Annotated in this window: 19 protein-coding genes; 3 read left to right on the forward strand and 16 right to left on the reverse strand. The window is 48.6% G+C overall.

Annotation, left to right across the window (positions count from 1 at the left end; genetic code table 11):
* Positions 1-34: 34 nt before the first annotated feature.
* The 7 genes from K0H59_RS04105 to K0H59_RS04135 all read right to left on the reverse strand — a co-directional run bounded on the left by K0H59_RS04105 (position 35) and on the right by K0H59_RS04135 (position 9,727).
* Complete coding sequence (locus K0H59_RS04105) at positions 35-214, reverse strand: helix-turn-helix domain-containing protein (RefSeq protein ID WP_011623867.1); 180 nt, start codon at positions 212-214, stop codon at positions 35-37.
* Between the two features lie 96 nt (positions 215-310).
* A complete protein-coding gene (locus K0H59_RS04110; RefSeq protein ID WP_220054742.1) occupies positions 311-1,045 on the reverse strand; it encodes a DUF599 domain-containing protein in 735 nt (244 codons plus the stop codon).
* A gap of 709 nt (positions 1,046-1,754) precedes the next feature.
* Positions 1,755-2,828, reverse strand: a complete 1,074-nt coding sequence (locus tag K0H59_RS04115) for a hypothetical protein (RefSeq protein WP_220054743.1) — start codon at positions 2,826-2,828, stop codon at positions 1,755-1,757.
* A gap of 706 nt (positions 2,829-3,534) precedes the next feature.
* Entirely contained in the window at positions 3,535-6,729 is a 3,195-nt protein-coding gene (putA, locus tag K0H59_RS04120; RefSeq protein ID WP_220054744.1) for a bifunctional proline dehydrogenase/L-glutamate gamma-semialdehyde dehydrogenase PutA, read from the reverse strand.
* 258 nt (positions 6,730-6,987) lie between these two features.
* On the reverse strand, positions 6,988-7,536 hold the full coding sequence (locus tag K0H59_RS04125; protein ID WP_011715967.1) for a TIGR04211 family SH3 domain-containing protein: 549 nt from the start codon (positions 7,534-7,536) through the stop codon (positions 6,988-6,990).
* Positions 7,537-7,731: 195 nt separating this feature from the next.
* Complete coding sequence (locus K0H59_RS04130; protein WP_208661781.1) at positions 7,732-9,021, reverse strand: inorganic phosphate transporter; 1,290 nt, start codon at positions 9,019-9,021, stop codon at positions 7,732-7,734.
* A 25-nt stretch (positions 9,022-9,046) separates the two neighbouring features.
* Entirely contained in the window at positions 9,047-9,727 is a 681-nt protein-coding gene (locus K0H59_RS04135; RefSeq protein WP_011623862.1) for a TIGR00153 family protein, read from the reverse strand.
* Between the two features lie 231 nt (positions 9,728-9,958).
* Between K0H59_RS04135 and K0H59_RS04140 the strand changes: the two genes are divergently transcribed.
* Positions 9,959-11,470: an inorganic triphosphatase gene (locus tag K0H59_RS04140; RefSeq protein WP_220054745.1), complete on the forward strand. Its 1,512-nt coding sequence runs from the start codon at positions 9,959-9,961 to the stop codon at positions 11,468-11,470.
* A gap of 52 nt (positions 11,471-11,522) precedes the next feature.
* Here K0H59_RS04140 and K0H59_RS04145 read toward each other — a convergent pair whose 3' ends face one another.
* The 8 genes from K0H59_RS04145 to K0H59_RS04180 all read right to left on the reverse strand — a co-directional run bounded on the left by K0H59_RS04145 (position 11,523) and on the right by K0H59_RS04180 (position 18,544).
* Positions 11,523-12,347 (reverse strand): ion transporter, encoded by an 825-nt coding sequence (locus K0H59_RS04145; protein WP_011715970.1) that lies wholly within the window; start codon positions 12,345-12,347, stop codon positions 11,523-11,525.
* Between the two features lie 133 nt (positions 12,348-12,480).
* Positions 12,481-12,810 carry a hypothetical protein gene (locus K0H59_RS04150; RefSeq protein WP_011715971.1) on the reverse strand — a complete coding sequence of 110 codons (330 nt, stop codon included), beginning with the start codon at positions 12,808-12,810 and terminating at the stop codon, positions 12,481-12,483.
* A gap of 106 nt (positions 12,811-12,916) precedes the next feature.
* Entirely contained in the window at positions 12,917-13,570 is a 654-nt protein-coding gene (locus tag K0H59_RS04155; protein ID WP_088211011.1) for a hypothetical protein, read from the reverse strand.
* Between the two features lie 149 nt (positions 13,571-13,719).
* Entirely contained in the window at positions 13,720-14,409 is a 690-nt protein-coding gene (locus tag K0H59_RS04160; protein ID WP_011715973.1) for a PspA/IM30 family protein, read from the reverse strand.
* Positions 14,410-14,421: 12 nt separating this feature from the next.
* A complete protein-coding gene (locus K0H59_RS04165; protein WP_007645549.1) occupies positions 14,422-14,835 on the reverse strand; it encodes a YjfI family protein in 414 nt (137 codons plus the stop codon).
* A 78-nt stretch (positions 14,836-14,913) separates the two neighbouring features.
* Entirely contained in the window at positions 14,914-16,647 is a 1,734-nt protein-coding gene (locus tag K0H59_RS04170) for a polyamine aminopropyltransferase (RefSeq protein WP_220054746.1), read from the reverse strand.
* A 4-nt stretch (positions 16,648-16,651) separates the two neighbouring features.
* A complete protein-coding gene (locus K0H59_RS04175) occupies positions 16,652-17,551 on the reverse strand; it encodes a DUF350 domain-containing protein (RefSeq protein WP_011623854.1) in 900 nt (299 codons plus the stop codon).
* 15 nt (positions 17,552-17,566) lie between these two features.
* On the reverse strand, positions 17,567-18,544 hold the full coding sequence (locus tag K0H59_RS04180) for a hypothetical protein (protein WP_011623853.1): 978 nt from the start codon (positions 18,542-18,544) through the stop codon (positions 17,567-17,569).
* 257 nt (positions 18,545-18,801) lie between these two features.
* Here K0H59_RS04180 and glnE point away from each other — a divergent pair, with 257 nt between their 5' ends.
* Both glnE and K0H59_RS04190 read left to right on the forward strand, forming a co-directional pair.
* Positions 18,802-21,666, forward strand: a complete 2,865-nt coding sequence (gene glnE, locus K0H59_RS04185; RefSeq protein WP_220054747.1) for a bifunctional [glutamate--ammonia ligase]-adenylyl-L-tyrosine phosphorylase/[glutamate--ammonia-ligase] adenylyltransferase — start codon at positions 18,802-18,804, stop codon at positions 21,664-21,666.
* 102 nt (positions 21,667-21,768) lie between these two features.
* Positions 21,769-22,737, forward strand: coding sequence for a diguanylate cyclase (locus tag K0H59_RS04190; protein WP_220054748.1), 969 nt, complete (start codon positions 21,769-21,771; stop codon positions 22,735-22,737).
* A 99-nt stretch (positions 22,738-22,836) separates the two neighbouring features.
* On the opposite strand, the gene K0H59_RS04195 is transcribed toward K0H59_RS04190, so the two are convergent.
* The gene (locus K0H59_RS04195; protein ID WP_220054749.1) at positions 22,837-23,796 is read right to left on the reverse strand and encodes a sodium-dependent bicarbonate transport family permease; all 960 of its coding nucleotides are present in this window, start codon (positions 23,794-23,796) and stop codon (positions 22,837-22,839) included.
* Positions 23,797-23,923 lie beyond the last annotated feature (127 nt).

Consider the following 23,923-nt stretch of genomic DNA (forward strand, 5'->3'; position numbering starts at 1 on the left):
CATTTGGGGATGGATCGATACAAGGCGCGGCGGCTTATCTTCCTAAGCGCTGCGAAAAGGCTAAGTAACGTTTGACCTCTTCTTCGGGGAATCGTAATTCTTCACCGTCTTTCACGCTGCTGAGCAGGTTTTCCCGCGCATAGCGTTTAATCGTTGCCGGACTCTTATCCAGCAACTTGCACACTTCATCCACAGTTAACAGATTATCACTCATGGTTCACTCCCACTTATTGATTGGTGATTAACCCAATGAGTATAGAACAAGAATCAGACTGCGCTTTGGCGGGCGCAGTCTGAGGTTGGCTGGCAACTACTTGGCTTGGCGCTGGGCTTCTCGCGCCTGATATTCGCTGCCCAAATGTGCCTTGGCGGCGGTAATAGCTATCACTGCGCGGGATTTAAATTCGCGGCGATAGAGGGTGACCACCACAAACAGGCTGGCCAAAATAAACAGTATCGGGTGCACGAACCAGCAGAGCACCGCCATCGAAAAGTAGTACGCCCGCAGGCCATAGTTATAGGAATGGGCGGCTTGGTCTTGCACCGTTGCCATTTGCCGAGCGTAGGCTTTGAGGTTGTCGTTGGCGCCTTCGCTATCCATGGGGCCTGCGCCAATCATCACGTTTACAAAGCCATATTGGCGCATCGACCAAGTAAATTGGAAAAATGCCATCACGAAGATAACCACCAATAGCGCCAACTTCACTTGGACTAAGGAGTGGTTTGGCGGTGTGGCATAGGGAATAGTGGCAATCACGGCCTCGAGGCGTTCAACCTGGGCAAATAAGGTTAATACCCCCGCGAGCACGAACAGTGTGGTCGAGGCAAAAAAGGCAATATTACGCTCAAGGTTCGCTAATAACGCCGCATCGCCGACGCGCACGCCTCGAGTCATCAGCTCGAGCATCCAGTAGATCCTGTGTTTATGCAGGCCACGGGCAATACAGTCGGTATCCTTCGCCTTACGTCGGGCAAAGGCGGTATAGCCAGCCCAAGAAACGATAAACCACGTTAATGCAGAAATATCTAATAGCGAGAATGTCATAGTTGCCTTGAGAAAGTGACTTTGAGAAAGTAAAAAATAGGTTGATTGAATGGCGATTATGAAGGTTTTTATCTCTTAGGCGCAATCCCCTCATATCGCTTTCAAATCTCGCCTATTCACAATTTGAAGCTGCTCACATTGGTGTTGAAACCTTTCGCTTGGTGAGACTTAGTTTGGGGGAAACTCATATGAGGTAAGTGAGTTAGAAACTGAGTTCAGGTCATACCTTGGAGCGGGGCATTTGGGCATTAAGTATTTTTATGCCATTGCTTTAGATAGCGGCCTAACGGCCGAGGTGAATCAAAGTCGTGGAGCTTCACCCCACACCCGACCAAAAGGGGAAAAACGCCTGTTCCCCTTTTGGAAATCCCCCGGCGTCCCTAGCGAAGTTACATGCATTAATGAGTGGCTTCGTGCTTATTCGAAAATCGCTAACGCTTCCGATGGTACATCCCCTTGATGTTAAACAGAGAGTCCGAAAGCTAGCGAGACATCCATGTCTCGCTCACGCGATTTCCTTCAACGCTCTTCAGCAACTTCGCAGGGGAAGGTGAACTCCTGACGCAACTGTGCGAGCTATTAATCCCTAAAGATCTGCGCCTGCTCAAATTCTCAATTAGCTATTTACGTAATAAAGTGTCAACCAACCAGCACTGAGCTTGTTCAAGACTTAGGGTAAGGTTGACTACGCAAGATATATCCCTATGCGTTATGCACTAAACTCTTGCGCATATACCACCACTCTGTCGGCAGAGGCCTCTACGAGAGCTCCCGAATATAAATCATGAAGTTCATCTTGAGTCATATAGTCTGAACCAATTTTCCCTCTATTGAATAAGAATTCGAAGGCCTCATTTGATAACGCCACTTCTCTCATATTTTTATATTCAAGCAGTTTTCCACCTCGAGGCCCTTCGCTAGAACATTCGTCTATTTTACAGACTGGAATATGCTCACCCTTCGATAGAAATTTTTGGTCTGCTCGTTGAAGCTTGTCAGTAGGTCTTAGGAATGCGGAGCAACAAGGAAATCTGTAATAATTAGAATTTTGCTTTGACTCGCAAACTTTCTTGTCACACAAAAATAATTTCATTTTGTTAATTTGATCTATCATTCTTTGATCCGAAAGATAGAGTTTTTTATCCTCCCATATCTTGTATTGCACAGCAACAATACTCACCTTATCATCTTTCGGCGAATGCCTTTCGTATATAATATCGGAGCCTGTAATATGCTCTGGATTGTCGGGATGTAGCACTCGAACACGAAGGATATTAGAGTTGGGCAACTCAAAATCTCTATAACCTTGGCCTGACTCTAAGGCTTTTAGATTTCTTTCTACATTGTAGGCATCTCGGAAAATTAGCTGATTCTCTGAATGTGATTTAGGCTCAAGCTCTTTTCTAGCTTTATTCAGCATTCCAAGTCTTCTTTGGAGCAGATCCACTCTCTGTTTCTTCCCTTTCTCTTGTTTTGCTATTTCCAATAGACCTTCATGCTCTTCTATATCTTTCATTACAAGGTCAAGAGCTGTTACCTGAGTATTGTCTTTGATAGATTTCAATCTCGCCTTTTGACGATATTCTTTAGTTATATCACTTTCACGTTCACTTTTAAGAATACTGACGTCTGGTCCTAGCAATTCAGGATATAGTTCGCCACCCAAATCCAGCGCGGCATCATAAGTCGATCTTTCCATATCCCCATGCGAAGCAATCTTTGTCATCCCTCTAAAGGCATTAAGTGCAAGCCACTCGGCATCTAGTTTTTTATTTTCATCCATATATATGACTCGAATTTAAGATGGTGCTTAACGTCTTAGTGTTTATGCGCTGTTTGCAGGGCATAAATTTATTGTCGGACTTGGCCACTGCCACATCCATGTCAATTGGTACAAATGATGCTATAGGAATTTGCTTTTTTACGGTAGCGGTTTTTTTATACAGTTTGAATGGTAATTACTTGATATCGTTTTGGCTTTTTCATTCTTTTCCGCTCATGTCTTATTGATGGGACAGGCATCATTCTCTTAGGATTAACATCTAACTCTGAAGCAACAGAATACGCCTCCCCTCGGAGTTGCCGCAGGGCGAATAGACAAATTGCGTGAGTCTCGCCATGGATGGCGAGCTAGCTTTCGCAGGTGCAGGGACGCATCCTTCGGAAGCGATAGCAAATTTGGCAATGAGCACAAGGGGCTTTCAACTCCGGTGGGGCGTCTTGGAGCATCCAAGGAGGATAGGACGAGCAGTCCTCCTTGGTCGGGTGTGGGGTGAAGCCCCACGACTTTGATTTGTATTGATTAACTTAAATGAAAAATGCGAAGACTCCCATAATGTTCAGATATCTAAAAAGCTACCCCTAAAAATGATGTAAAAGTCATTGATTCCTTAGCTCATTTCTTAAATTGAATTTAGGTATAAGCATTCATTACCCAATAAAAAAGCCAGACAGAGTCTGGCTTTCGTTTATCAATAAGTCATTAGGACTTAGGCGTCACTATCACCCAGTGACAACAGAGTCGCGTTACCACCGATGGCGGTGATGTTGTTAGTGCGAGTCTTTTCAGTCACGAAGCGAGTTAAGTAGTGTGGACCACCGGCTTTTGGACCTGTGCCAGACAGACCTTGGCCGCCGAAAGGCTGTACGCCAACCACAGCGCCGATTTGGTTACGGTTGATGTACACGTTACCTACGTTAACCTTGTCAGCTACTTCGAGGGCATGGCCTTCGTTACGGCTGTGGATACCTAAAGTTAAGCCAAAACCTGTGCTGTTGATTTCATCGATCACATGGGCAAGTTCAGATGCCTTGTAACGGATCACGTGCAGGATTGGACCAAAGTGTTCTTTTTCAAGCACTTTGATTGAATCAATTTCAACGGCGGTTGGTGACACAAAGTGACCATTCTCGGTACCCGCTGGCAGAGACATTTGCTTGATCAACTTACCCACTTGCTTGATGTGGTCGATATGGGCGTCAAGGTTCGCCTTCGCAGTCGCATCGATAACTGGGCCTACGTCGGTTTTCACTGAACTTGGATTGCCAATAACTAACTCATCCATCGCACCTTGGAGTACATCGATAACGCGGTCTGCGATATCTTCCTGCAGGAAGAGTACACGCAGCGCCGAGCAGCGTTGACCCGCACTGGTGAAGGATGAAGATACTACATCGTTAACCACTTGTTCTGGTTGAGAAGTAGAGTCAACCACCATAGCGTTTTGACCACCGGTTTCGGCGATTAACGGAATGATGGCGCCTTCACGGTTTGCCAGTGTGCGGTTGATGAGTTTGGCGGTGCCAGTTGAACCGGTAAAACATACGCCGCCGATACGCTCATCAGCCGTCAGTGCGTTACCTACGGTAGCGCCTGTGCCGGGTAGATATTGCAGCACGTCCGTTGGAATACCCGCTTGGTGCGCTAATTGCACTGCACGGTAACCAATGATTGAAGTCTGTTCAGCAGGTTTAGCAACGACAGTGTTACCCGCAGCGAGGGCTGCTGATACTTGGCCTAGGAAGATAGCCAATGGGAAGTTCCATGGGCTGATACAGACGAACACACCGCGACCTTGGAGGAAGAGTTCGTTTAACTCACCCGTTGGGCCTGGGAGCAGTTCAGGTTTTGACATCAACTTCTTCGCTTGCACCGCGTAGTAGCGGCAGAAGTCTACGGCTTCACGCACTTCGTCGATACCGTCTTGAATGCTCTTGCCCGCTTCACGGGTACACAGAGCAATCAGTTCTTCGCGGTTTTCTTCTAATAGATCCGCCAGCTTTTGCAGGGCGGAGGCGCGCACTTCAACTGGAGTACGAGTCCAAGTTGCAAAGGCTGCATCGGCAGAGGCGACAGCTTGTTCGATAGCCGCCTTGTCGGCAAAGGCCACTTGACCCACAGTTTGAGTGGTATCGAATGGGCTCACCACGGTTTTGTGCTCGCCAGTTAAGGTTTGACCATTAACCAGAGGGCCCGCTTGCCACTGCGTCGATTTGAATTTGTCTAAGGCCGCGAAGAATGGCTCTGCTTCTGAAATGATGTTCATATTGAGTCCCTTGGAATTTTTGCGATCGCTACCGAAGATGTCGGTAGGTAAAACGATTTTGTTGTTAGCCAGGGTTTTGTAGCCTGTCAGGGTTTTCAGTGGGTGAACCACTAAAGACTCGATAGGGGTTTTCGGGTCGACCAGTTTGTGTACGAACGAGGTGTTCGCACCGTTTTCCAGCAGGCGACGCACTAAGTAGGGCAGCAGATCTTTATGGGCACCGATAGGGGCGTAGATACGTACCGCTTTCGCGCCAGCTTCCGACAGAATAGTGTCGTACAGCTCTTGTCCCATGCCGTGTAGACGTTGGAATTCGTGGTTACGATCGCCCGCCATATCAGAAATCGCCGCAACGGTTTGCGCGTTGTGACTGGCAAATTGGGGGTAAATCGCGCCGCGGGTGGCGTCAGATAACAGGTAACGTGCACAGGCTAAGTAAGAAACGTCGGTACCGGCTTTGCGGGTGTAGAGTGGGTATGCAGCTTCACCAGCTTGTTGTGCCCATTTCAGCTCGCTATCCCAGTAAGCGCCTTTCACTAAACGCACAGGGATTTCATCGCCTTGCTCTTTCGCTAGGCGGGTTAACCATACCAGTACTGGCAGGGCGCGCTTAGAGTAAGCTTGCACTACGATACCGAGTAAGCCCCAACCCTGAGTGGCGTCAGAATTAAACAGTTTTTGGAACAGTTTTAGCGACAGTTCGAGGCGGTCAACTTCTTCGGCGTCGATAGAAATACCGATATTTAAACCACGGGCTAACTTAATTAAGCGAATAACTGTGTCATACAGCTCGGTCAGTACACGGTCTTCGTTAGCGACTTCGTAACGTGGGTGCAGTGCCGACAGCTTGATAGAAATGGTTGGGCGTGGAGATTCATTTTCGTTATAGCTTTGCGCGCCTAACTCGGTAATCGCATTGGCATAATCGTTAAAGTATTTTTCGGCATCCTTACGCGTCAGCGCGGCTTCACCCAGCATATCGTAGGAGTGGGTGTAACCTAATTTACGCTTGTCTTCACTGTTCTTGAGCGCTTCTTTCATGGTGCGACCGAGAACGAACTGCTTACCCATGATCTTCATCGCTGCCATCATGGCTTGGCGGATCACTGGTTCACCTAAACGATTCACTAAACGGCTTAACAGGTTGCTTGGCGTACCATCGATTTTTTTATCGAGTTTGACGATTTTGCCAGTGAGCATTAAGCCCCAAGTGGAGGCGTTAACCAGTACCGAATCGCTCTTGCTTAAGTGTTCATCCCATTTCGCGCCTGAGAGTTTATCTTCAATTAAAGCATCGGCAGTGGCCGCATCGGGAATACGCAGCAGGGCTTCGGCTAAACACATCAGGATAATCCCTTCCTGTGTTTCTAGGCTGTATTGCTGCAGGAAGGCGTCGATGCCAACCATTAAACCTTTCTTATCGAATTGACGAACCTTGTTGACCAGTTCGTGGGCACGACGAGTGACGCGCTCGATGGCTTCATCACTGGAGGGCACTAGTTTGATTAGCTCTGACAAGTATTGTTCTTCATCGACAATGTAGTTGTCGGTGACGGCTTTGAACAGTTCGTCGAGATTGGCAGAATCGTAGCGGCCTGCCAGCACTTCACTCGCTTTGAACATAGTAATCGCTTCCATCTTGGCCAGTTGTTTTCGGCTCTATTGTTGAAACAAAAATGGGGGGCGCGAAACGCATTTGATATTTTGTATACAATATGAAGCTTTGCGCGCGCAGATTATACAACCAAAATGTGACGGACAACACTATAGCGTGAAAGAATGTGAAGATTGTTTGATTAGCTTGTTACGCGCCAGATGTAACGCTCAATTGACAAAAAAGCCAGTGTTTGAAAACACTGGCTTTTGATTTTACTTTCAGGTGGTTTGCGTAAAAATTTACATCCAACGCTTTTTATTGCGGCGCTGTGGTCTCGGCAGATACACCAAAATCACTCCGACCACTAAACCGGCCGCTGCTATCAAACCACCTTCACGCCATAGGGCAAATTGTGCTTCCTGAGCGCTGCGGTCCACGGCCACTTTTAAACTGTCACGCTCTTGAGTGGTTTTGTTAAGCATAGCTTCGGCTTCGGTCAGCTTGGCTTTAAGCTCGGCCACTTCATCGGCATGGTTATCGGTTGAGCTCATCACTTCGTCCAGTTTTGCCTTGGCTTCAGCCAGTTCACTGGTGAGTGACGATACTTGCTCGCGAAAACTGGTGGTAGAACTAATCATGTTAGTTGGTACCCAACCTTCGCGTCCCTTATGATCGACAATTTTGGAATAATCGCCTTGGGTTTCGCCCAATAAGGTAATAGGTTGTCCCGCTTCAATCGAGCCTAAGATACGGTAGTCTGTACTCGGACCATTGAGAATATAAAGAAACACGTTGTCCGAGATATAACGGGGTTGGCCTTCGGCCAGCAGGTTGGGGGAGAGTAACATCATTCCCACCAGAGTCAGCATTCTTAACACTTTTGTATTCTCATCAACGAAATAGTGACCACATGCTAGGGATTTGAGGCCTGCAATGCAAGAGGGAAGTCATAGACTTCCCTCAACTTTGCCGCATCCATGCTAGCGATTCCTGTGTGTTTTGTGCGTTTCTACGGCAAGCTTGCCATAGTCACCTTGGGCTTCTTAGTTAAAGATACCTTTAATCATAAAGAAGAAGATTATCGACAGACCCGCACCCGCAGGTAAGGTTACCACCCAAGACACAACGATATTACGCACTACACCGATATTGATTGCAGCAATACCACGGGCCATACCCACACCTAATACCGCACCGACTAAGGTTTGTGTGGTAGAGATAGGTAAACCAGTACCAGAAGCAATAACTACGGTTGATGCCGCGGCTAATTCGGCAGCAAAACCACGGCTTGGGGTTAAGTGAGTGATGTTTTTACCAATGGTTTGCATCACGCGCTTACCGAAGATTGCCAGACCCATCACGATACCAACGGCACCTAAAGGCAGGATCCACCAAACTAACGCAGACTTAGACGCAATTTGACCGCCACTGTTTACCACAGAGACAACCGCCGCTAATGGGCCAATCGCGTTAGCTACGTCGTTTGAACCGTGGGCAAACGCCATACAACAGGCGGTTAGCACCATCAGGATAGCAAACACTTTTTCAACGTTAGCGTACATGGTTTTGTGGGTGGCTTTCTCATCCATTTTTAAACGAGAAATTACCACTTTACCCACGATACCCACGATCAGCGCAATCACACCGGCTAACAAGTACGCTTCGGCACCTTTTAAGTGAATACCAACGTGTGATAGACCCTTAAGGATGGTGACTAACGACATGATAAAGCCCGCAAATGCCATGTAGAAAGGCACATAGCGTTTCGCGTTAGCGAGTGGGTTATCTGTGTTGAAAATCAGTTTTTGCGTGCTTTGGAACAGAATGAAAGCCATAAAGCCAGAGATTGCAGGGGTGATGACCCAAGAGCCAACGATACCACCTACTTTCTCCCAAGCGACTGAATCAGTGCCAACACCCACAGCCGCGAAGCCTATAATCGCACCCACGATTGAGTGAGTGGTCGATACTGGCCAGCCTAAGGCTGATGCGACAACTAACCAAATCCCTGCGGCTAGCAGTGAGCCAATCATGCCGTATACCAGCAATTCAGGGGTTTCGGTAAAGTAGCTTGAATCAATAATACCGTTGCGGATCGTACTGGTTACTTCGCCGCCGGCTAAGTAAGCACCAGCAAATTCGAAGATCATTGCGATAATAATCGCTTGTTTAATAGTAATAGCGTTGGAACCCACAGAGGTTCCCATTGCATTGGCCACGTCGTTCGCACCAATACCCCACGCCATTAGAAAACCAAACGCGGCCGCAATGGCAATAAGCCACGGCCCATTAGTGGCTAAGACGTTAGCCACCTCCATACCTGCATCAACCATATTGATACCTTGATAACCTTATTTATTAAACGCGAGCCAGCATAAGCTCAAGACGCGAACCGACTCGTTCGGCAAGATCTGCAAGACCGCCGACCCATTCAATCGTTTTATAGAGGAACATCACATCGACAGGATTCAATTCTGATTCCAATGCAAATAGTTGACGACGTAATTGAATTTGCAGATCGTCAGTATCTTCTTCGATGATATCGAGTTCGTTGATCATTTTAGCCACTAAGTCGACTTCACGACCGCGGAAACCTGCTTCGAGCAAATCTTCGAGTTCGTTGATGACTTGTTTTGCAAGACCTACTGCGTCGATACAACGTTGTAGATACGCAATAAAGGGCACTTGCATGACCTGAGGGATTAATAATTGACGGCCGATAACACGACCAGAGATATCTTTTGCTTTGTTAGCGATTTTGTCTTGTTGAGTCAGTAGTTCCAATAGATCTGTACGCTCAACTGGCATAAACAAACCGCTTGGCAGAGTGAGGCGAATTTCACGCTTGAGTGAGTCACCTTGCTTTTCCGCTAAACTGATTTGCTTGCGTAGTTGAACTGCGCCATCCCAGTTACCTGTGATGGTGGCTTCGAAAAAGGGGACCAGTAACGATGCGCAATCGTAGACTTTGTCCATGTGCTCTTGAAGAGGCTTGATTGGCGATTTTGCAAACACGCCCAAAATAGAGTTTACTGGCATTGCCGTTTACCTATTTAGATTGTTCCATGATTGGAAAAAGCGGGCGCATGTTACCCTATGCGTCCGCGTATTGAAACTGTGTTTTTTGAGAAAAAATCACAGCTTTATTCTAACGGGTTATATACCAACTTCAAAACCAAATCCTACGGGATTTTTATGACACATTTGTGACATTATGAACTAAAAGTGACGCATCAATGAATCTTTGATGACAAAATGAGCGGTGCCGCAATGAATGCAGAGATAGAATTAAAACTGTTTTTCCTCCCTAAGTTTCAAGAATCCTTGATAAATAAGTTAGATAGCCTGCCAAACGCCACTCCGCAGGGAAAGCGCCGCTTAAGCAACGGTTACTTTGATACACCCGGATTACAATTACGCCAATGGGACATGGGGTTAAGGGTGCGCGGGTTCGATGGTCACAAAGAGCAAACCATTAAGAAGGCGGGGCAAGTGGTTGGCGGGATCCATTCTCGTCCCGAATATAACGTCACCATTGAAGCCGACAGCCCAAATTTAAGCCTCTTTCCCGCCAATATCTGGCCCGCCAATGCCGATTTAGCCTCAGTGCAAGCGGCGCTGGGCTGCGTATTTCACACCGATTTTTATCGCCGAGCTTGGCATGTGAGTTTCGGAGAGAGCCTTATCGAGGTAGCCTTGGACACGGGAGATATTACCGCTAATGGTCAGCATGAAGCCCTCTGCGAACTCGAATTTGAGCTATTGTCGGGGGATGCCAGTGCCTTATTAACCTTGGCGACGCAAGTGGCCGACAGCATTCCTGTTCGTTTAGGTAAAGCCAGTAAAGCGCAGCGCGGCTATCGACTCGCGGGGCAATCTAAGCCGCTAACCTTGAGTGCACTCGAGTTTTTACCTCTGCCCGTGCCTGAAGATCTCAACCTTCATCAGCCCCATCAACAGGATTTAACCGCTACTTGCCAAGTCTTACTGGAAACCGCGCTCGAACGTTGGCAGTTGCTCGAAGCCATGATTGCCGAAGAACACGATAACGAAGCCGTAATTGTCCTATGGTGGCGGATGCGCGCCTGTATCCGTTTATTACGGATGACGCTGAGCCAGTTTGGCCTCGCTAATGCTACTTTGATGCAGCACTTTACTCTGATTGAATCCCAACTGGTGTTCATTGAGGAGGCGCAGGCCCTAGCGGCCTTGCTGGGTAGTCAAAAAGGCTTATTCACTCGGCACGATGCCCGTCAAGCTTTGATGCAACAACTACAGCTGCAATTTGAAGCCCTAGATATCACGGGGCGGTTAAACTCACTTTGGCAAAGAGTTGAATACGGTCAATTGCAGTTAGCAATTGTCGAGATCCTATTGGCACTCCGCGCGGGTAACATAGAACTGCCCGCAGAGCTTGGGTTGTCCCAGCATGCTGATCATGCGCAGGAAGCCTCATGGCAGGCGGTTTTGGCTGCGATGCCTAGCGATAAGACCATGACCGCCGAGGATTATTTGCAGTGCGCAGCGTTACTCGATGAGAGTATTCAAGTGGGACAAGCCTATGGGCTTTTGTATGAAGCAAAATCCCGCGATGCCTTTAGGGCACCTTGGCAGGATTTAGTGTTAGGGATTAGAACCTTGGCCTGTTATCAGCAATTAACGCAGGCGGCGCAAACCCTTGGCATCGACTTAAGCGACTGGCTTGAGGCTAAGCAGCAAAGCTTACTTTTTGCGATGGAGGCGTCGAGACAAAACGCGATGACGCAAACAACTTATTGGTAACGGCCGATTGGTCGGCATCACTTTGAATAAAGCTTAGGAAGGCATTGCCTTCCTAATTCTTTTGGGCTTCTAATGCTTGTTTTAACTCGGCAATTTTGGCCAACATCTGCGCCTGATTCTGCTCCATCTGCCGCTGGTTTTCTTCCATTCTGGCAAGAGCCATTTCGAGTTCGCTTTTAATCTCTGCCTTATGGGCGTCCTGGCGTTCTTGGCGCTCACTTTCATCGGGGGCGACAAATACCGAGGCCATATAACCCGAAATCACCCCGAAAAAGCTTACGCCACTGACTATCACTATGCCGCCCACAATATGCCCTGCGGTGCTGACGGGATAAAAATCGCCATAACCCACGGTCGAAATGGTCACTAAGGCCCACCATATGGCTTGCTCGGCGGTTTGGATATTGGCGCCTTCGGTGCCGCTTTCGACAATCAAAATGATAATAGAAGCGAAGGTTAGAATGGTCACCATAGCGACCAGTAAACTGGCGAGGGTGGCTTGTTTACGCTGCTTTATCAAGGGAATAAGGTAGGAGCGACTCATGCGGATTAAACGAATTACCCGCAAAATTTGGAACACCCTCGCGATGCGTAGTGCCTCGATGGCGGGAATACTGGCGATAAAATCGATCCAATGATGGCGTAGATAAAAAACTTTATCGCGTGCGCGAAACAGGCCAACGAAAAAGTTGACCATAAAAATCATGCAAATCGTGGTATCGATAAAAAACAGTAATCGGTAGGTTTCTTTGTCGAGACGGCCAAAGGTCATCACTAGCACTATGATGACCGAGAGCAGCGACAACAGCATCATGGCGAATTCGAAGGGAGATGGATTACCCAAAGAGCGGAGCGACCAAGGGGTTTTATCTGTCATGCCTAACATGATCCCTGTGTTTTAAGGCGAATGTCTAAGGTAAAAGAGTTTACGCTATGAGTAAATTAACTTTGTGATAAATCGCCCGACTTAGGTTTGTCGGGCGCTTAAATGCTTAGAGGCGTAACCGCAATTAATCTTCGGCGACAAAGCGTACTAAGTCTTCGAGTACGCGGCGTTTGATCTCGAGCTGAGAATCGGCGCTAAGGCCGTATTTTTCAGCGAGTTGTACATAATCTTCGGCGTTGAGTGAGACGGTTAAGCGGGGTCGAGTCGGACGTTTTGAAACACTTAAACCCAAAATAGTACGGATCTGATCGGAAGGGCTGACACCCGCATCGAGCGCGGCTTTACGAATAGAATATTGAAACTTTTCATCGAGATCGAAGGCCACTTGTGTCGCTTTTGCGGCTTGCTGGTTCTTTTGCCATTGCTCTGGGAGAGGGTGTTTCGTTTTACTCATTAGGCGTTACCTGTTGCTATCAACCGTACATTTCGAGCGAATTTATTGGGATTGTAATGGCTTAAGCGATAAAGTGCGAGTCGCGCACTTTATCGTATGCTAAAGCTTACTGACCGGGCCAGTAGTCGCGAATGTCCGACAAGGGGCGGTACAAGGTCAGTACCACATCGGTATCGCCACCCTCATACACTTCGACTTCTACCGCGCGGCTTTCGTCATCATCGAGCAGTAAATAATATTCGAAGGGCTCGCCGGTTGCACCATTGGCATCCTGCGGCGGTTTTAGGCCGCGGTAGTCTTCGCGGTGAAAATAGCCAAACAGCGCAAAGGTCACTTGATGGTATTGCTTACCCAGCCATTGTTCGAGCTGCTCGGCTAACTGTGGCGACAATTCTTGGGTGGTGAGTTCGGCATGACCTGGCTCATCGAACAGGGTACTGAATTGCTCTAAATCGAATAACTGTTCCACCTGTGCGCGGGTAATTTTCATAGAGAAGGCGAGGTAAGTTTCATCGTCTTCTTCAAGACTCAAAAATAGCGTCTCGCTACCATGCCCTTTTAGCACCCACTCGGTTTGCTGATTGCGTTCAAACTCATAGGTATTCACCGCTTCGACTTTCAGTTGTTGGCCGCGTAATTGTGGCGGCAGAGCAAAACTATTGTCGATGGAGATCATATCGCCGATCTTGAGCGCAGAGGGATGGTTGAGTTCACGCGCTGGCGGCGCCTTTTTACCAAAAATACTGTTAAAAAATCCCATATTCGCTCCTAAACAGTGCGCACCATGCCAAAGCTCACACCATGAGTGGGTGATTGGACATATCCGCGTGTCTAAAACAAAAAACAAAAAAGCCGAGCACAATAGGGGGTGATGGTCCCATCGGTGCTCGGCGTTTGGTCAATCATGAATTAGCTTTTACGTGCCTTGATACGTTCGAGCACGGCGTTGGCATTCGATTTTTGCTCACCTATGCCAGCTTCGGCTAATTTGGCCTGCAATGATTTATCGCTGCCTTCTTCGGCTAAGGTTTCAGCGGCTTTCAGTCTGTCGTCAAACTGTTGTTGACGTGCCTTGATACGCTCTAATGAATCTTTAGCATTCAGCAGCTTAGAGTTGCTTGAGGCAAAAGAGTCGGTAATGGTCGCCGTCGCCTTTTGTACGCTTTCAGTGGTTTTAACCATGCTTAACTGACGTTGATAATCAGACAGTTGACGCTCGGTCTTTTTCACTAAATCTTTCAGGCGTACTGCGTGAGCGCTAAAGCTATCATTAGCAGTTTGCTGCTCAGCTAGCTCTTGTTCTAATTGAGCAATTTTTTCAGCCACTTCAATGGCTAAGGCTTCGTTGCCTTTATCTAAAGCTTGCGTTGCATAGCCTTCGTGTTCGGCAATTGAGCGCTTTAAGCGGTCAACTTCACGGCTGGCTTGCATTTCTTTCGCCATCACATCGGTCAGTTCGCGCTTAGCGTTGGTTAAGTGTTTCTCGGCATCACGGATTTCCTGTTCGAAAATACGAGTCGAGTTTGCGTCTACGATACTTTGGCCAACTTCGGTGGCACCACCGCGAAACGCTGTTAAAATTTTGTTCAGAATGCCCATAATTGTGGCTCCTTATTTCAGATAGTCGACCATTTCATCGATAACTTCTAAGCAGTTATCGGATAAGACTGCTAACTCTTGCTCGATTTCGAGCATGCTAGATTGCAGAGACAGTGCGCCGTAAACCACGTATTTGTCATCAATTTTGGCAAAGGCTGACAATGGCATTGGAATGTTTAATTCGAGCATGGTTTCAAACATTTCGCTGCGACGTTCTTGGTTTACTTCGTTCTCGCCCCACAGGTAGCTGATGCAGAGAATTTGGTTGTCCGTCACCGATACGAATACCGGGATTTCTTCACGGCCGACCACATTCACTTGCAACACTTCGACTTCACCATCAATTGGATAGCAATCGAATTGGAAGCCGGTCTGGCTGTTATTGCCAAGGCTGTTGAGGTGATTAGCAAGAGTATGGATATTCATATTTGTCCTTATTGACATATTATGTCTATGTTCAAAGATAGCACCGAGACATAATATGTCAAGCACTATCTTTATCCGTTAAAAAAGATCCAGTCCTTGGGTTTCGGACCATGCCTGTTGATGATAATGGTACAACTGCAACGAACCGAGTTCGTTAGGCTTAATACTGGCGGCGTCCTGATAAAAATTGGCAGGAAATTCAAAGGCGCCTTTGACTAAACCTAAGGTTAACCAGTCATCCGCTATCGGTAGTGTTGTCAGCTCGCCAAGGCGATGCTGGGCATCCTTTCCCGATAGGGTGGCAATACTCCAGCCCCATTCTCCAAAGCTTGGGACGTTATGGTGATACTGTTTTACGTCAAATCCCGCTAAGGCCAAAGTTTTGGCTACCGAGATAAAGGCCTTTTGCGCGTGATAGGGTGAGGTTGACTGTACAGTCAGAGCACCATCACTGCTCATTAGTTCCTTGAGCTTGCGATAGAAATAATCCGAATAGAGCTTATTTAAATCGGGATGGCTAGGATCGGGCAGATCCACAATAATGGCATCGTATTTATCCCCTGCGGCAATCAGTTTATCGACACCATTAAAGGCGTCGTCGTGGATCACGTTAACGCGAGGATCGTTAAAGGCATTGCCATTGAGGGCTAACAGGGCTTGGCTTAGACGCTTAGGCATATCCGTATCGGGCGTTTTAAAGAGTTGCACCAATGCGGCATCAAGATCGAGCAAGGTCACTTGCTCAGGCTCCCAACGCAGCACTTGCTTTAGGCCCAACCCATCACCACCACCAATGATTAATACCTTGTTGTGGCGAGCGCTGGCTGCAAGCGTTGGGTGAACTAAAAACGCATGGTAGATATGTTCATCGATACTCGAAAACTGTAATCGGCCATTGATATACAAAGAGTATACGGGAGAGAGGCCATTGCCGCGTAAGCGCTCGGTAAAGGTGAGTTGTTGAAAACGCGTGGCCTTAGCGTAAACCACTTTGTCTTTATAGAGCAGATTGTTGAACTGTTGCTCCCAACTAGGTCCTTGGATGGCGAGCAGCAATAATACGCCCGTGACCACAAAATGCCCCGCGAGCAATAATTTTGCGTTTTGGATTTTGGGCCAAAAACGCCAGATAAACACAAAGCCCGCGAGCAAGTTAAAGCTGGCGGTCAGCGCGGCGGCGAGTTGAATATCGATGGCCAGCATAAAGCCGACCCAAATGGCCGCGCCAATCCCTGCGCCAATATAGTCGGCGCCATAAATGGTGCCAGCGTTATGCAGTAAGTGTTCATCTGACAGGGATTGTCTCACCCTCGCGATCAGCGGAATTTCCATCCCGATCATCAAGCCGAGCAAAACGCCCCAGACATAGGGCAGATGTTCGCTCAGCTTTTGCAGCGAGCCAATCATGCCACCCTCGGGCAGTTGATCCGGTGGTAAGCCTAAGGTGGAGGCGATAAGCATCGGCAGTTGCTGACCAAAACCTATCACGGCTGCGGTAATTAAAATCGCCAGCGAGCCACAGAGCGCGACCGTGAGTTCCAGCACCACAAAGCCGGTAAAGGCATCTTTAATTTTGCGAGCGGCAAAGGCGCCAAGACCCATGGAGACGATCATCAGGCCGATCATAGTGTAAATGGCGGCTTCTAATGCGCCTAAGATCCGGCCTGCGTAGTGGGACAACAGGTATTCGTAGATCAGGCCGCACCCGGCGAGTACGGCCATAATGCCCAACAGCAGGACATCATCGAACCAGCTTAGGCGACTCGTTTTTACCGCTTGAGTCGCCGAGCCAGTTGTTTGGGATTCGTACATTGGATTACGCCATTAGGGCCGTGAGAATAAGTGCGATAGCAATACTGATGGCCATTTCTACGGCAGCGATACCAATGTTGTGCTGTCTTTCGACTTCATCCGCTAAATCGATTCGTGCCAGCACGAGCTTTTTGATCACAAATAGCAGCAGTGTCAGTACGACCAGCATGATGATGGAGAACACTAACCAACCGATGATGTTAGTCACATAGGCAGTTGGGTTGAACAGGATAAAATGACTCGCGGCATTAAAGCTTAGCGCCATGGCGATCATAAAGCCTGCGTGGCGAATGGCTAATGCCGTGTGGCCTTGGGCGAGTGCTTGTTGCATTGAGGAATCTTGATTACGACTCGCGAAGCGTTTTTCGCGTAGGCGGGTGAGTAGCACTAGCATCAACTGCGAAATCGCAAAGGCGCTGAAGATGGCGATAAAGGTATCGAGTGTTAAATCCTCGGCCCATAACAGTACGGCGCGAATAATGATCGCGGTAGCGATGGCGGCGCTCGCATCCACAATGGCGACAGACACGTTGCCTTTAAGGATTTGCTGATTCTTATCTAACTCATTTAGCGCGATTTTGTCGTGTAAAAAGCGCCCGAGTTTAATCAGCACTAAACCAAATAACCCGTAGGCGCTCATGCCAATGGCTTCGGTTAAATACGAGGGCGCAGCGGCGCCAGTGATTGCACCCGTTAGCACTATGCCGAGCGCGGCAACGGCGCCGGCGGTGCTGATCCCAAAGGCAAAGTTATCGCGTTCAGCCAGTTCTTTACTGCTATTGACTCTGACGCTCCAGCCCTGCAAATAACGCATTAATGTCAATAAGATAACCGCAATGGTGAGGTCAATTGCCAGTATAGTGACTAGCTCTGGTGTGATACCGAAATCCTGAAATAATGTCATGGGAGATCCTTTAGTTTACTTGCCTCGGCGCACACTGCGGGTCGTGCGGTTGCTGGAATTACGGAAGCTACTGTCTTTAGAATAATTAGAGCGGAATTTACTGCCCGACTGCGCGCTCGACTTATTCGCTGTGGTATTGGTTTTAGGCGCGCTGCTGCTCTCACGGGAGAGAGCCGTGGCACCCGTGCGCGATTTTGAATAGGGGCTGTCGAAGCGTTTCCCTTGAGAATCGAAACGTTTTTTGGTCTGCTCGAAGGTTTTTTCCTGCGCCTGTGCTTGTTTTGGCGAAGTGTAGCGATAGCGACCTACGTCGTTGTAATAGCTGTAGCCACGGTTACCCGACCAGCGGTCGTAATAAATGGGGCGGTGGAATATATTCGAAAACATCGAGTACATGCCGTACCAAGCCCAGAAAGACATGCCGCTTGAGTCTGTCTGCCAACTGCCGTAAGCCGGGTTACCTACCAATTGGCTACCAGGGCCAAAATCTTCGGCATTATTAGCAAGGGCGGCAGCTTCACGGCTGATGGCATTTACACGGGCAAGCTTGCCATCCGACATATCGGCAATCACGTTGACGGGATCGGAAAGCATGTCGTTATACAGGCTGGGATCGGCCGCTTGATAAAGGTTCTCAACCTCGGCGAGTTGCTGGTCGAGATCGGTAAAGTTAGCCGAGTTTTTGGCATCGTCTAAGCGGCGCTTCAGCGAGGTATACATAGGCCCTTCGGCGGTTGAATCCTTGGCTAATTCATCCAAGAGTGGCGCGAAATCGGGCTTTTGTTGTTTGAGCAAACTGCTGTATTGCTTGAGCAGATTGGCGTTACGTACTTGGCCGTCCTCGAGCATGGTATTGAGTGTCGAGAGGCGCTGCTGAGTGAGTTGTTGATACTTCTCAATTTTCTCTGGCCTGTCATCGCCACAACCCGTAAGCGATAAGGTTGCGGCCAAAATGAGTATCGACGTGAGAACCCGCATTAGCATTCCTGCCATGTTTTCTCCAAAAGTGCTGAAATAAAACTCAAATATGGGCGGACAATAATAATCTACTTGCCCAATATGTTTGCCTCACAGGTTATAGTACCCTAAACAGCCAAGAAAGAGGGGGCCACTTTCTGTTGGGCTGAGCTTGCATTTGCCATGGAGGGAAATTTGCCTTGAGGCATGGCAATGGCATCAAACCTGATGTGGCTTCATTCTATATCATTTACGACATAATATGTCGACGTTTAAATTTGTTAGGGATTATTATGGCCGTACAAAAAGACAGTAATAAGTCATTGTCTCCCCTCATCAATCAAGCCGCTGAGCGGCATTGGGCACGCCTCGCCGAAGTATGGTCAGAAGGACTGGCAAATTTAACGCCTGCGCAGCAGCAGGAACTGAAAAACGTTTTAGGATTAAGCGATTATATCGCAGCGCAGTTAATTCGGTCACCCGAGTGGATTAACACTTTATTCGCGGGCGATTTGCAGCAAGTGGAGCGGCAGACCTTTGATGCCCTGCTACACGAGCAGTTAAGTAGTGCGACGACTGAAGATCTCGCAAAACGTCAATTACGCCGATTCCGTAACTATCAAATGGTGCGTTTAGCCTGGCGAGATTTTTTAGATTACGCCAGCTTAGAAGAGTCACTGCTAGACCTCTCGGCACTCGCCGAAGCGTTAGTGATAGGGGCAAGGGATTGGCTCTATAAAGAAATGTGTGCCCAATATGGCACGCCAATGGATAAGGCGGGCAATCCGCAGCCTTTGCTTATTTTGGGCATGGGCAAGCTCGGTGGGCGTGAGCTTAACTTTTCCTCCGATATCGACCTGATTTTTACCTTCCCCGAACATGGCGAAACCGTGGGCGGGCGCCGAAGCCTCGATAACCAACAGTTTTTCATCCGTATGGGGCAGCGGCTAGTTAATTTACTCGACCAAATTACCGTCGATGGGTTTGTGTTCCGCGTCGACATGCGCCTGCGTCCCTACGGCGAGAGTGGCCCATTGGTGGTGAGCTTCAGCGGCCTTGAGGATTATTACCAAGAGCAAGGGCGCGACTGGGAACGCTATGCCATGGTCAAAGCCCGCTCGCTTGGGCCGTGGAACCATTTTTCCGACGAATTACACAGCTTACTGCGCCCCTTTGTTTATCGCCGCTATATCGACTTCTCGGCGATTGAATCCCTGCGCAAAATGAAACAACTCATTGCCCAAGAGGTGCGTCGCCGTCAGTTAACCGACAATATTAAACTCGGTGCCGGCGGGATACGTGAGGTGGAGTTCGTGGTGCAAAGCTTTCAGCTGATCCGCGGCGGCCGTGAGCCCGCCCTGCGCCAGCAGAGCCTATTTGGGGCCATGGATACCCTTTACAGCCTAGGTCAATTCGAATACTTAGCGGTCGATGAGTTAAAACACAGTTATTTATTACTGCGCCGAGTCGAGAACCTGTTACAGGCGATTGATGATAAGCAAACCCAGACTCTGCCAAATAATCCCCTCGATTGGGCAAGATTGTGCGCAGTGCTGGATATGACCAACGAAACCGATCTTCGCACCCATATCGAGGCGGCGATGGCGAAGATTCACCGTCATTTTAAAGCCACAGTTGGCGGTGAAGAAGGCGAGGAGAAAGCCGAGCATTGGACTGCGCAGCTGTGGAATGTGCAGCAGGATGACCACGCAGTTAATCTCCTCGCCGAGCAGCAGATTGATGACGATAAACTCTGGCCGCTGCTCAGCAGTTGGCGCGAAACCGTGACGAAACGCTCGATTGGTCCCCGTGGCCGTGAGACCCTGGATAAATTAATGCCAAGGTTGCTCGACGAATTACTCAATCAGCCGAGCCCTTCAGCGGCCTTCGAGCCTGTCTCAAAGGTGCTGGAGCAAATTCTGACGCGCACGACTTATCTTGAGTTGCTGTGCGAAAATCCCGGCGCCCGTCAGCAGCTCGTGAGCCTGTGCTGCGCCAGCCCTTGGATTGCGGCGCAACTTGCTAAATTCCCGATGTTGCTCGATGAGCTTATCGACCCTGCGCATCTGTACGATACGACATCGCTCGATGATTATCCCAGTGAATTGCGCCAGTATCTGCTGCGAGTACCTGAGGATGATATGGAGCTGCAAATGGAGGCGCTGCGCCAGTTTAAGTTGTCACAACAGCTGAAAATTGCCGCCGCCGATGTGACAGGCGTTTTGCCTGTGATGCAGGTGAGCGACCACTTAACCTTTTTGGCCGAAGCCATTATCGAGCAAGTGGTGATGCAGGCATGGCAGCAAGTAGCGGTGCGCCATGGTGTGCCCAGTTATCTTGAGGAAGGCAACGACACCGGCTTTGCGGTCATAGGTTATGGCAAGTTAGGCGGTATCGAACTGGGTTACGGTTCGGATTTGGATTTAGTCTTCCTCTACGAAGCGCCCGAAAACATGGCCAATAGCCTCACCAATGGCGATAGACCGATAGAAGTCGGCCATTTTTATTTGAAACTGGCTCAACGTATTCTGCACTTATTCTCGACCCGAACCACCTCGGGTGAGTTGTATGAAGTGGATATGCGCCTGCGTCCGTCTGGCTCATCGGGGTTAATGGTGAGTGAGATTGCGCGCTTTGGTGAGTATCAAACGCAGGAGGCTTGGACTTGGGAACATCAAGCCTTAGTGCGTTCACGTTTTGTGTTTGGTGATAATAGTTTAGCGGCTAAATTTAGCCAGATCCGAGCATCGGTGCTGGAGCAGCCAAGGGACAAAGACGAGCTGAAAAAGGCCGTGCGTGAGATGCGCCAAAAGATGCGCGATCATTTACTCAAGGTCAGTGAAGGTGAATTCGACTTGAAACAAAGCCCCGGCGGGATCTCGGATATTGAGTTTATCGCCCAATATTTAGTGCTCGCTCATGCGCATGAGTATCCCGAGTTGTCGATTTGGTCTGATAACGTGCGTATTTTTGGGGTGTTGGCCGAGCTTGAGCTTTTGCCGCTAATGAGCGCGCAGCACTTAACCCAGAGTTATTGCTGGCTAAGGGATGAAAATCATCGTCTCACCTTGCAACAAAAAGCCGGTAAGTTAGCCTACGCCGATGTGGAAGAACATGCTGAAAGGGTGATGAATATTTATCGAAATATACTCGAATAGCTAAAGCCACGGAGGAATAGCAGGGCGGTTAACGCCATTCCTTGCTGTTCCACTCCTTGGGCTTAGACTAAGCTTGATTAAGAGCCGTTAGCGGAGCGTACTATGCAATTACCTCCAGTTCCTGAAAACGAGTTGCAGCGTTTAGCTACTCTAAGAGCGCTGAATGTACTCGATACCGATGTCGAAGAAAGATTCGATAGGATCACTCGATTGACTCGGCGGATCTTTTCACTGCCCATTTGTGTGGTGACTTTAGTCGATGCGAATCGACAGTGGTTTAAGTCTCGTCAAGGGTTAGAGGTGACTGAAACTCCAAGGGATATTTCCTTTTGCGCCCATGCGATTAATCATGATGGGATTTTCGTTGTGCATGATGCGCTAAAGGATCCACGCTTTTGTGATAATCCTTTAGTCACTGAGCCGCCCCATATTCGTTTTTATGTGGGTTATCCCCTCACTATTCATGGTGAATTTCGGGTTGGTACTCTGTGCTTAATCGGTAATGAGCCGCGCGATTTTACCGAAGAAGACGCCGAAACCTTAACGGATCTGGGGCAAATGGTGGAGGCTGAGCTCTTGTCCATCGCGCAAAATACCTTAGATCCGCTGACCATGATCTCCAACCGCCGAGGGTTTGAGTTGCTCGCCTATCAATCGCTGGCGAGTTGTCGTCGTACCGATGCCGAGGCTGCCTTAGTCTTTTTCGACCTCGACTTTTTTAAGGAGGTAAACGATAGCTTTGGCCACCGCAAGGGCGATCAACTGCTCTATGACTTTGCCCATATTTTGATGGCGGCCTTTAGGGAGTCCGATGTGATTGCACGGCTGGGCGGCGATGAGTTTGTGGTGTTATTAAGTTTTATCGAGCGCGATACAGTGAACTTTGCGATTGAGCGCTTTAAGCTGTTACTTGCCGAGTATAATCAACAACATCCAGAACATCCCCTCGAAACCAGTATAGGAATAGCCCATTGGTCGCCAGCATCCGATATGAATCTGGATGATCTACTCGACGCCGCCGACCGAGCCATGTATCGAGATAAAGCGGTGCATCACTCGGATAAGCCTTAGTTAATCGGGTCGCTGACTCAGTGATAAACAGATTTATAAGATAATCAGATTTATAAGATAAAAAGGGAGACAGGAGTCTCCCTTTTTTATAGTCGAAGTTTAAGCGGTAATTTGTAACACCCAATGCTGATACAAGGGCAAACCGATTAACACATTTACTGGGAAGGTAATCCCCAGCGATGCCAGCATAGCCAAACCGATATTGGCCTCGGGAATGGCGGCGCGGATAGCGGCAGGCGCTGCAATATAGGAGGCACTAGCACTTAAGGCCGCAAGCACTAAGATGCTGCCTTCGGGCAATTCCAACCACAAACCGACTCCGATACCACACCATGCCAAGATTAATGGCGTAACGGCGGCAAATACTAACAGGCGCCATTGTTGTAGCGGCAGCGGTAAACAGACTTTCGCCGTGACTAAACCCATCTCCAGTAAAAACAGTGCCAGTAGGGTTTTAAAGCCGCCGAGCAGTACAGGTGTGAGAGGGGCTAGTCCCGTCGGGCCATAGAGCCAACCTATCACGACACCACCTACCAGTAGCACGACGCCACGGCTGGTTAGCGCCTCGTGTAACACACTGGATTTATGGGCCATTGGCGCGGCATCTTGTCCCGCCTGTTTTGAGCTTAAGTATCTGTGCAGCCAGAGCATAACCACAATCGCGGGCAGTTCGAGTAGCACTAGGTATAGGGTGGTTTCGGGTCTTAATGTCATCCCTGATTTTTCCACCATGGCGAGCACCACGGCAAAGGTGCCCGCACTGACCGAACCATAATGGGCGGCGATGCTAATGGCATCGGTTCGACCGAGTTGCACTAAGCGCGTCAGCACTGGGTAAAGCACTAAGGGGATAAGTAAACCTAAGGCGACCACAGCAACCAATTCGGTGACCACTAGGTTTTGAGTGTGACCGTGCAGCGCCATACCGCCCTTAAGCCCTAAGGTCAGCATTAACAAAATCGAGAGCGTTTCGTAGATGGCGGGTGGGACCTTAAGATCGGATTTAACTAAACCGGCGAGTAAACCTAAGGCGAAAAACGCAATGACAATATCTGGCATAAGTATCTCATTAATAACGATATCAACAGAATAATGCGCCGAGAAAGTTCTGCGGGCATCGATGGCTGGAGATTCTGAACCCAATTCGTTATATTGAAAAATAAATTGTTTGCTGATTAGGTATAGA

It is taken from the genome of Shewanella sp. FJAT-51649 (assembly GCF_019457435.1).
Taxonomy (GTDB): Bacteria; Pseudomonadota; Gammaproteobacteria; order Enterobacterales; family Shewanellaceae; genus Shewanella; species Shewanella mangrovisoli.

Excerpts from the sequence above, each read along its gene's own strand:
- K0H59_RS04190 (WP_220054748.1), top strand. The coding sequence starts at position 21,769 with ATGCAATTACCTCCAGTTCCTGAAAACGAGTTGCAGCGTTTAGCTACT.
- K0H59_RS04180 (WP_011623853.1), bottom strand. The coding sequence starts at position 18,544 with ATGGCAGGAATGCTAATGCGGGTTCTCACGTCGATACTCATTTTGGCC.
- K0H59_RS04155 (WP_088211011.1), bottom strand. The coding sequence starts at position 13,570 with ATGGGATTTTTTAACAGTATTTTTGGTAAAAAGGCGCCGCCAGCGCGT.
- putA (WP_220054744.1), bottom strand. The coding sequence starts at position 6,729 with ATGGAAGCGATTACTATGTTCAAAGCGAGTGAAGTGCTGGCAGGCCGC.
- K0H59_RS04110 (WP_220054742.1), bottom strand. The coding sequence starts at position 1,045 with ATGACATTCTCGCTATTAGATATTTCTGCATTAACGTGGTTTATCGTT.
- K0H59_RS04145 (WP_011715970.1), bottom strand. The coding sequence starts at position 12,347 with ATGACAGATAAAACCCCTTGGTCGCTCCGCTCTTTGGGTAATCCATCT.
- K0H59_RS04160 (WP_011715973.1), bottom strand. The coding sequence starts at position 14,409 with ATGGGCATTCTGAACAAAATTTTAACAGCGTTTCGCGGTGGTGCCACC.
- K0H59_RS04135 (WP_011623862.1), bottom strand. The coding sequence starts at position 9,727 with ATGCCAGTAAACTCTATTTTGGGCGTGTTTGCAAAATCGCCAATCAAG.
- K0H59_RS04130 (WP_208661781.1), bottom strand. The coding sequence starts at position 9,021 with ATGGTTGATGCAGGTATGGAGGTGGCTAACGTCTTAGCCACTAATGGG.
- glnE (WP_220054747.1), top strand. The coding sequence starts at position 18,802 with ATGGCCGTACAAAAAGACAGTAATAAGTCATTGTCTCCCCTCATCAAT.
- K0H59_RS04170 (WP_220054746.1), bottom strand. The coding sequence starts at position 16,647 with ATGTACGAATCCCAAACAACTGGCTCGGCGACTCAAGCGGTAAAAACG.
- K0H59_RS04140 (WP_220054745.1), top strand. The coding sequence starts at position 9,959 with ATGAATGCAGAGATAGAATTAAAACTGTTTTTCCTCCCTAAGTTTCAA.
- K0H59_RS04175 (WP_011623854.1), bottom strand. The coding sequence starts at position 17,551 with ATGACATTATTTCAGGATTTCGGTATCACACCAGAGCTAGTCACTATA.
- K0H59_RS04150 (WP_011715971.1), bottom strand. The coding sequence starts at position 12,810 with ATGAGTAAAACGAAACACCCTCTCCCAGAGCAATGGCAAAAGAACCAG.
- K0H59_RS04105 (WP_011623867.1), bottom strand. The coding sequence starts at position 214 with ATGAGTGATAATCTGTTAACTGTGGATGAAGTGTGCAAGTTGCTGGAT.
- K0H59_RS04115 (WP_220054743.1), bottom strand. The coding sequence starts at position 2,828 with ATGGATGAAAATAAAAAACTAGATGCCGAGTGGCTTGCACTTAATGCC.
- K0H59_RS04195 (WP_220054749.1), bottom strand. The coding sequence starts at position 23,796 with ATGCCAGATATTGTCATTGCGTTTTTCGCCTTAGGTTTACTCGCCGGT.
- K0H59_RS04125 (WP_011715967.1), bottom strand. The coding sequence starts at position 7,536 with ATGTTACTCTCCCCCAACCTGCTGGCCGAAGGCCAACCCCGTTATATC.
- K0H59_RS04165 (WP_007645549.1), bottom strand. The coding sequence starts at position 14,835 with ATGAATATCCATACTCTTGCTAATCACCTCAACAGCCTTGGCAATAAC.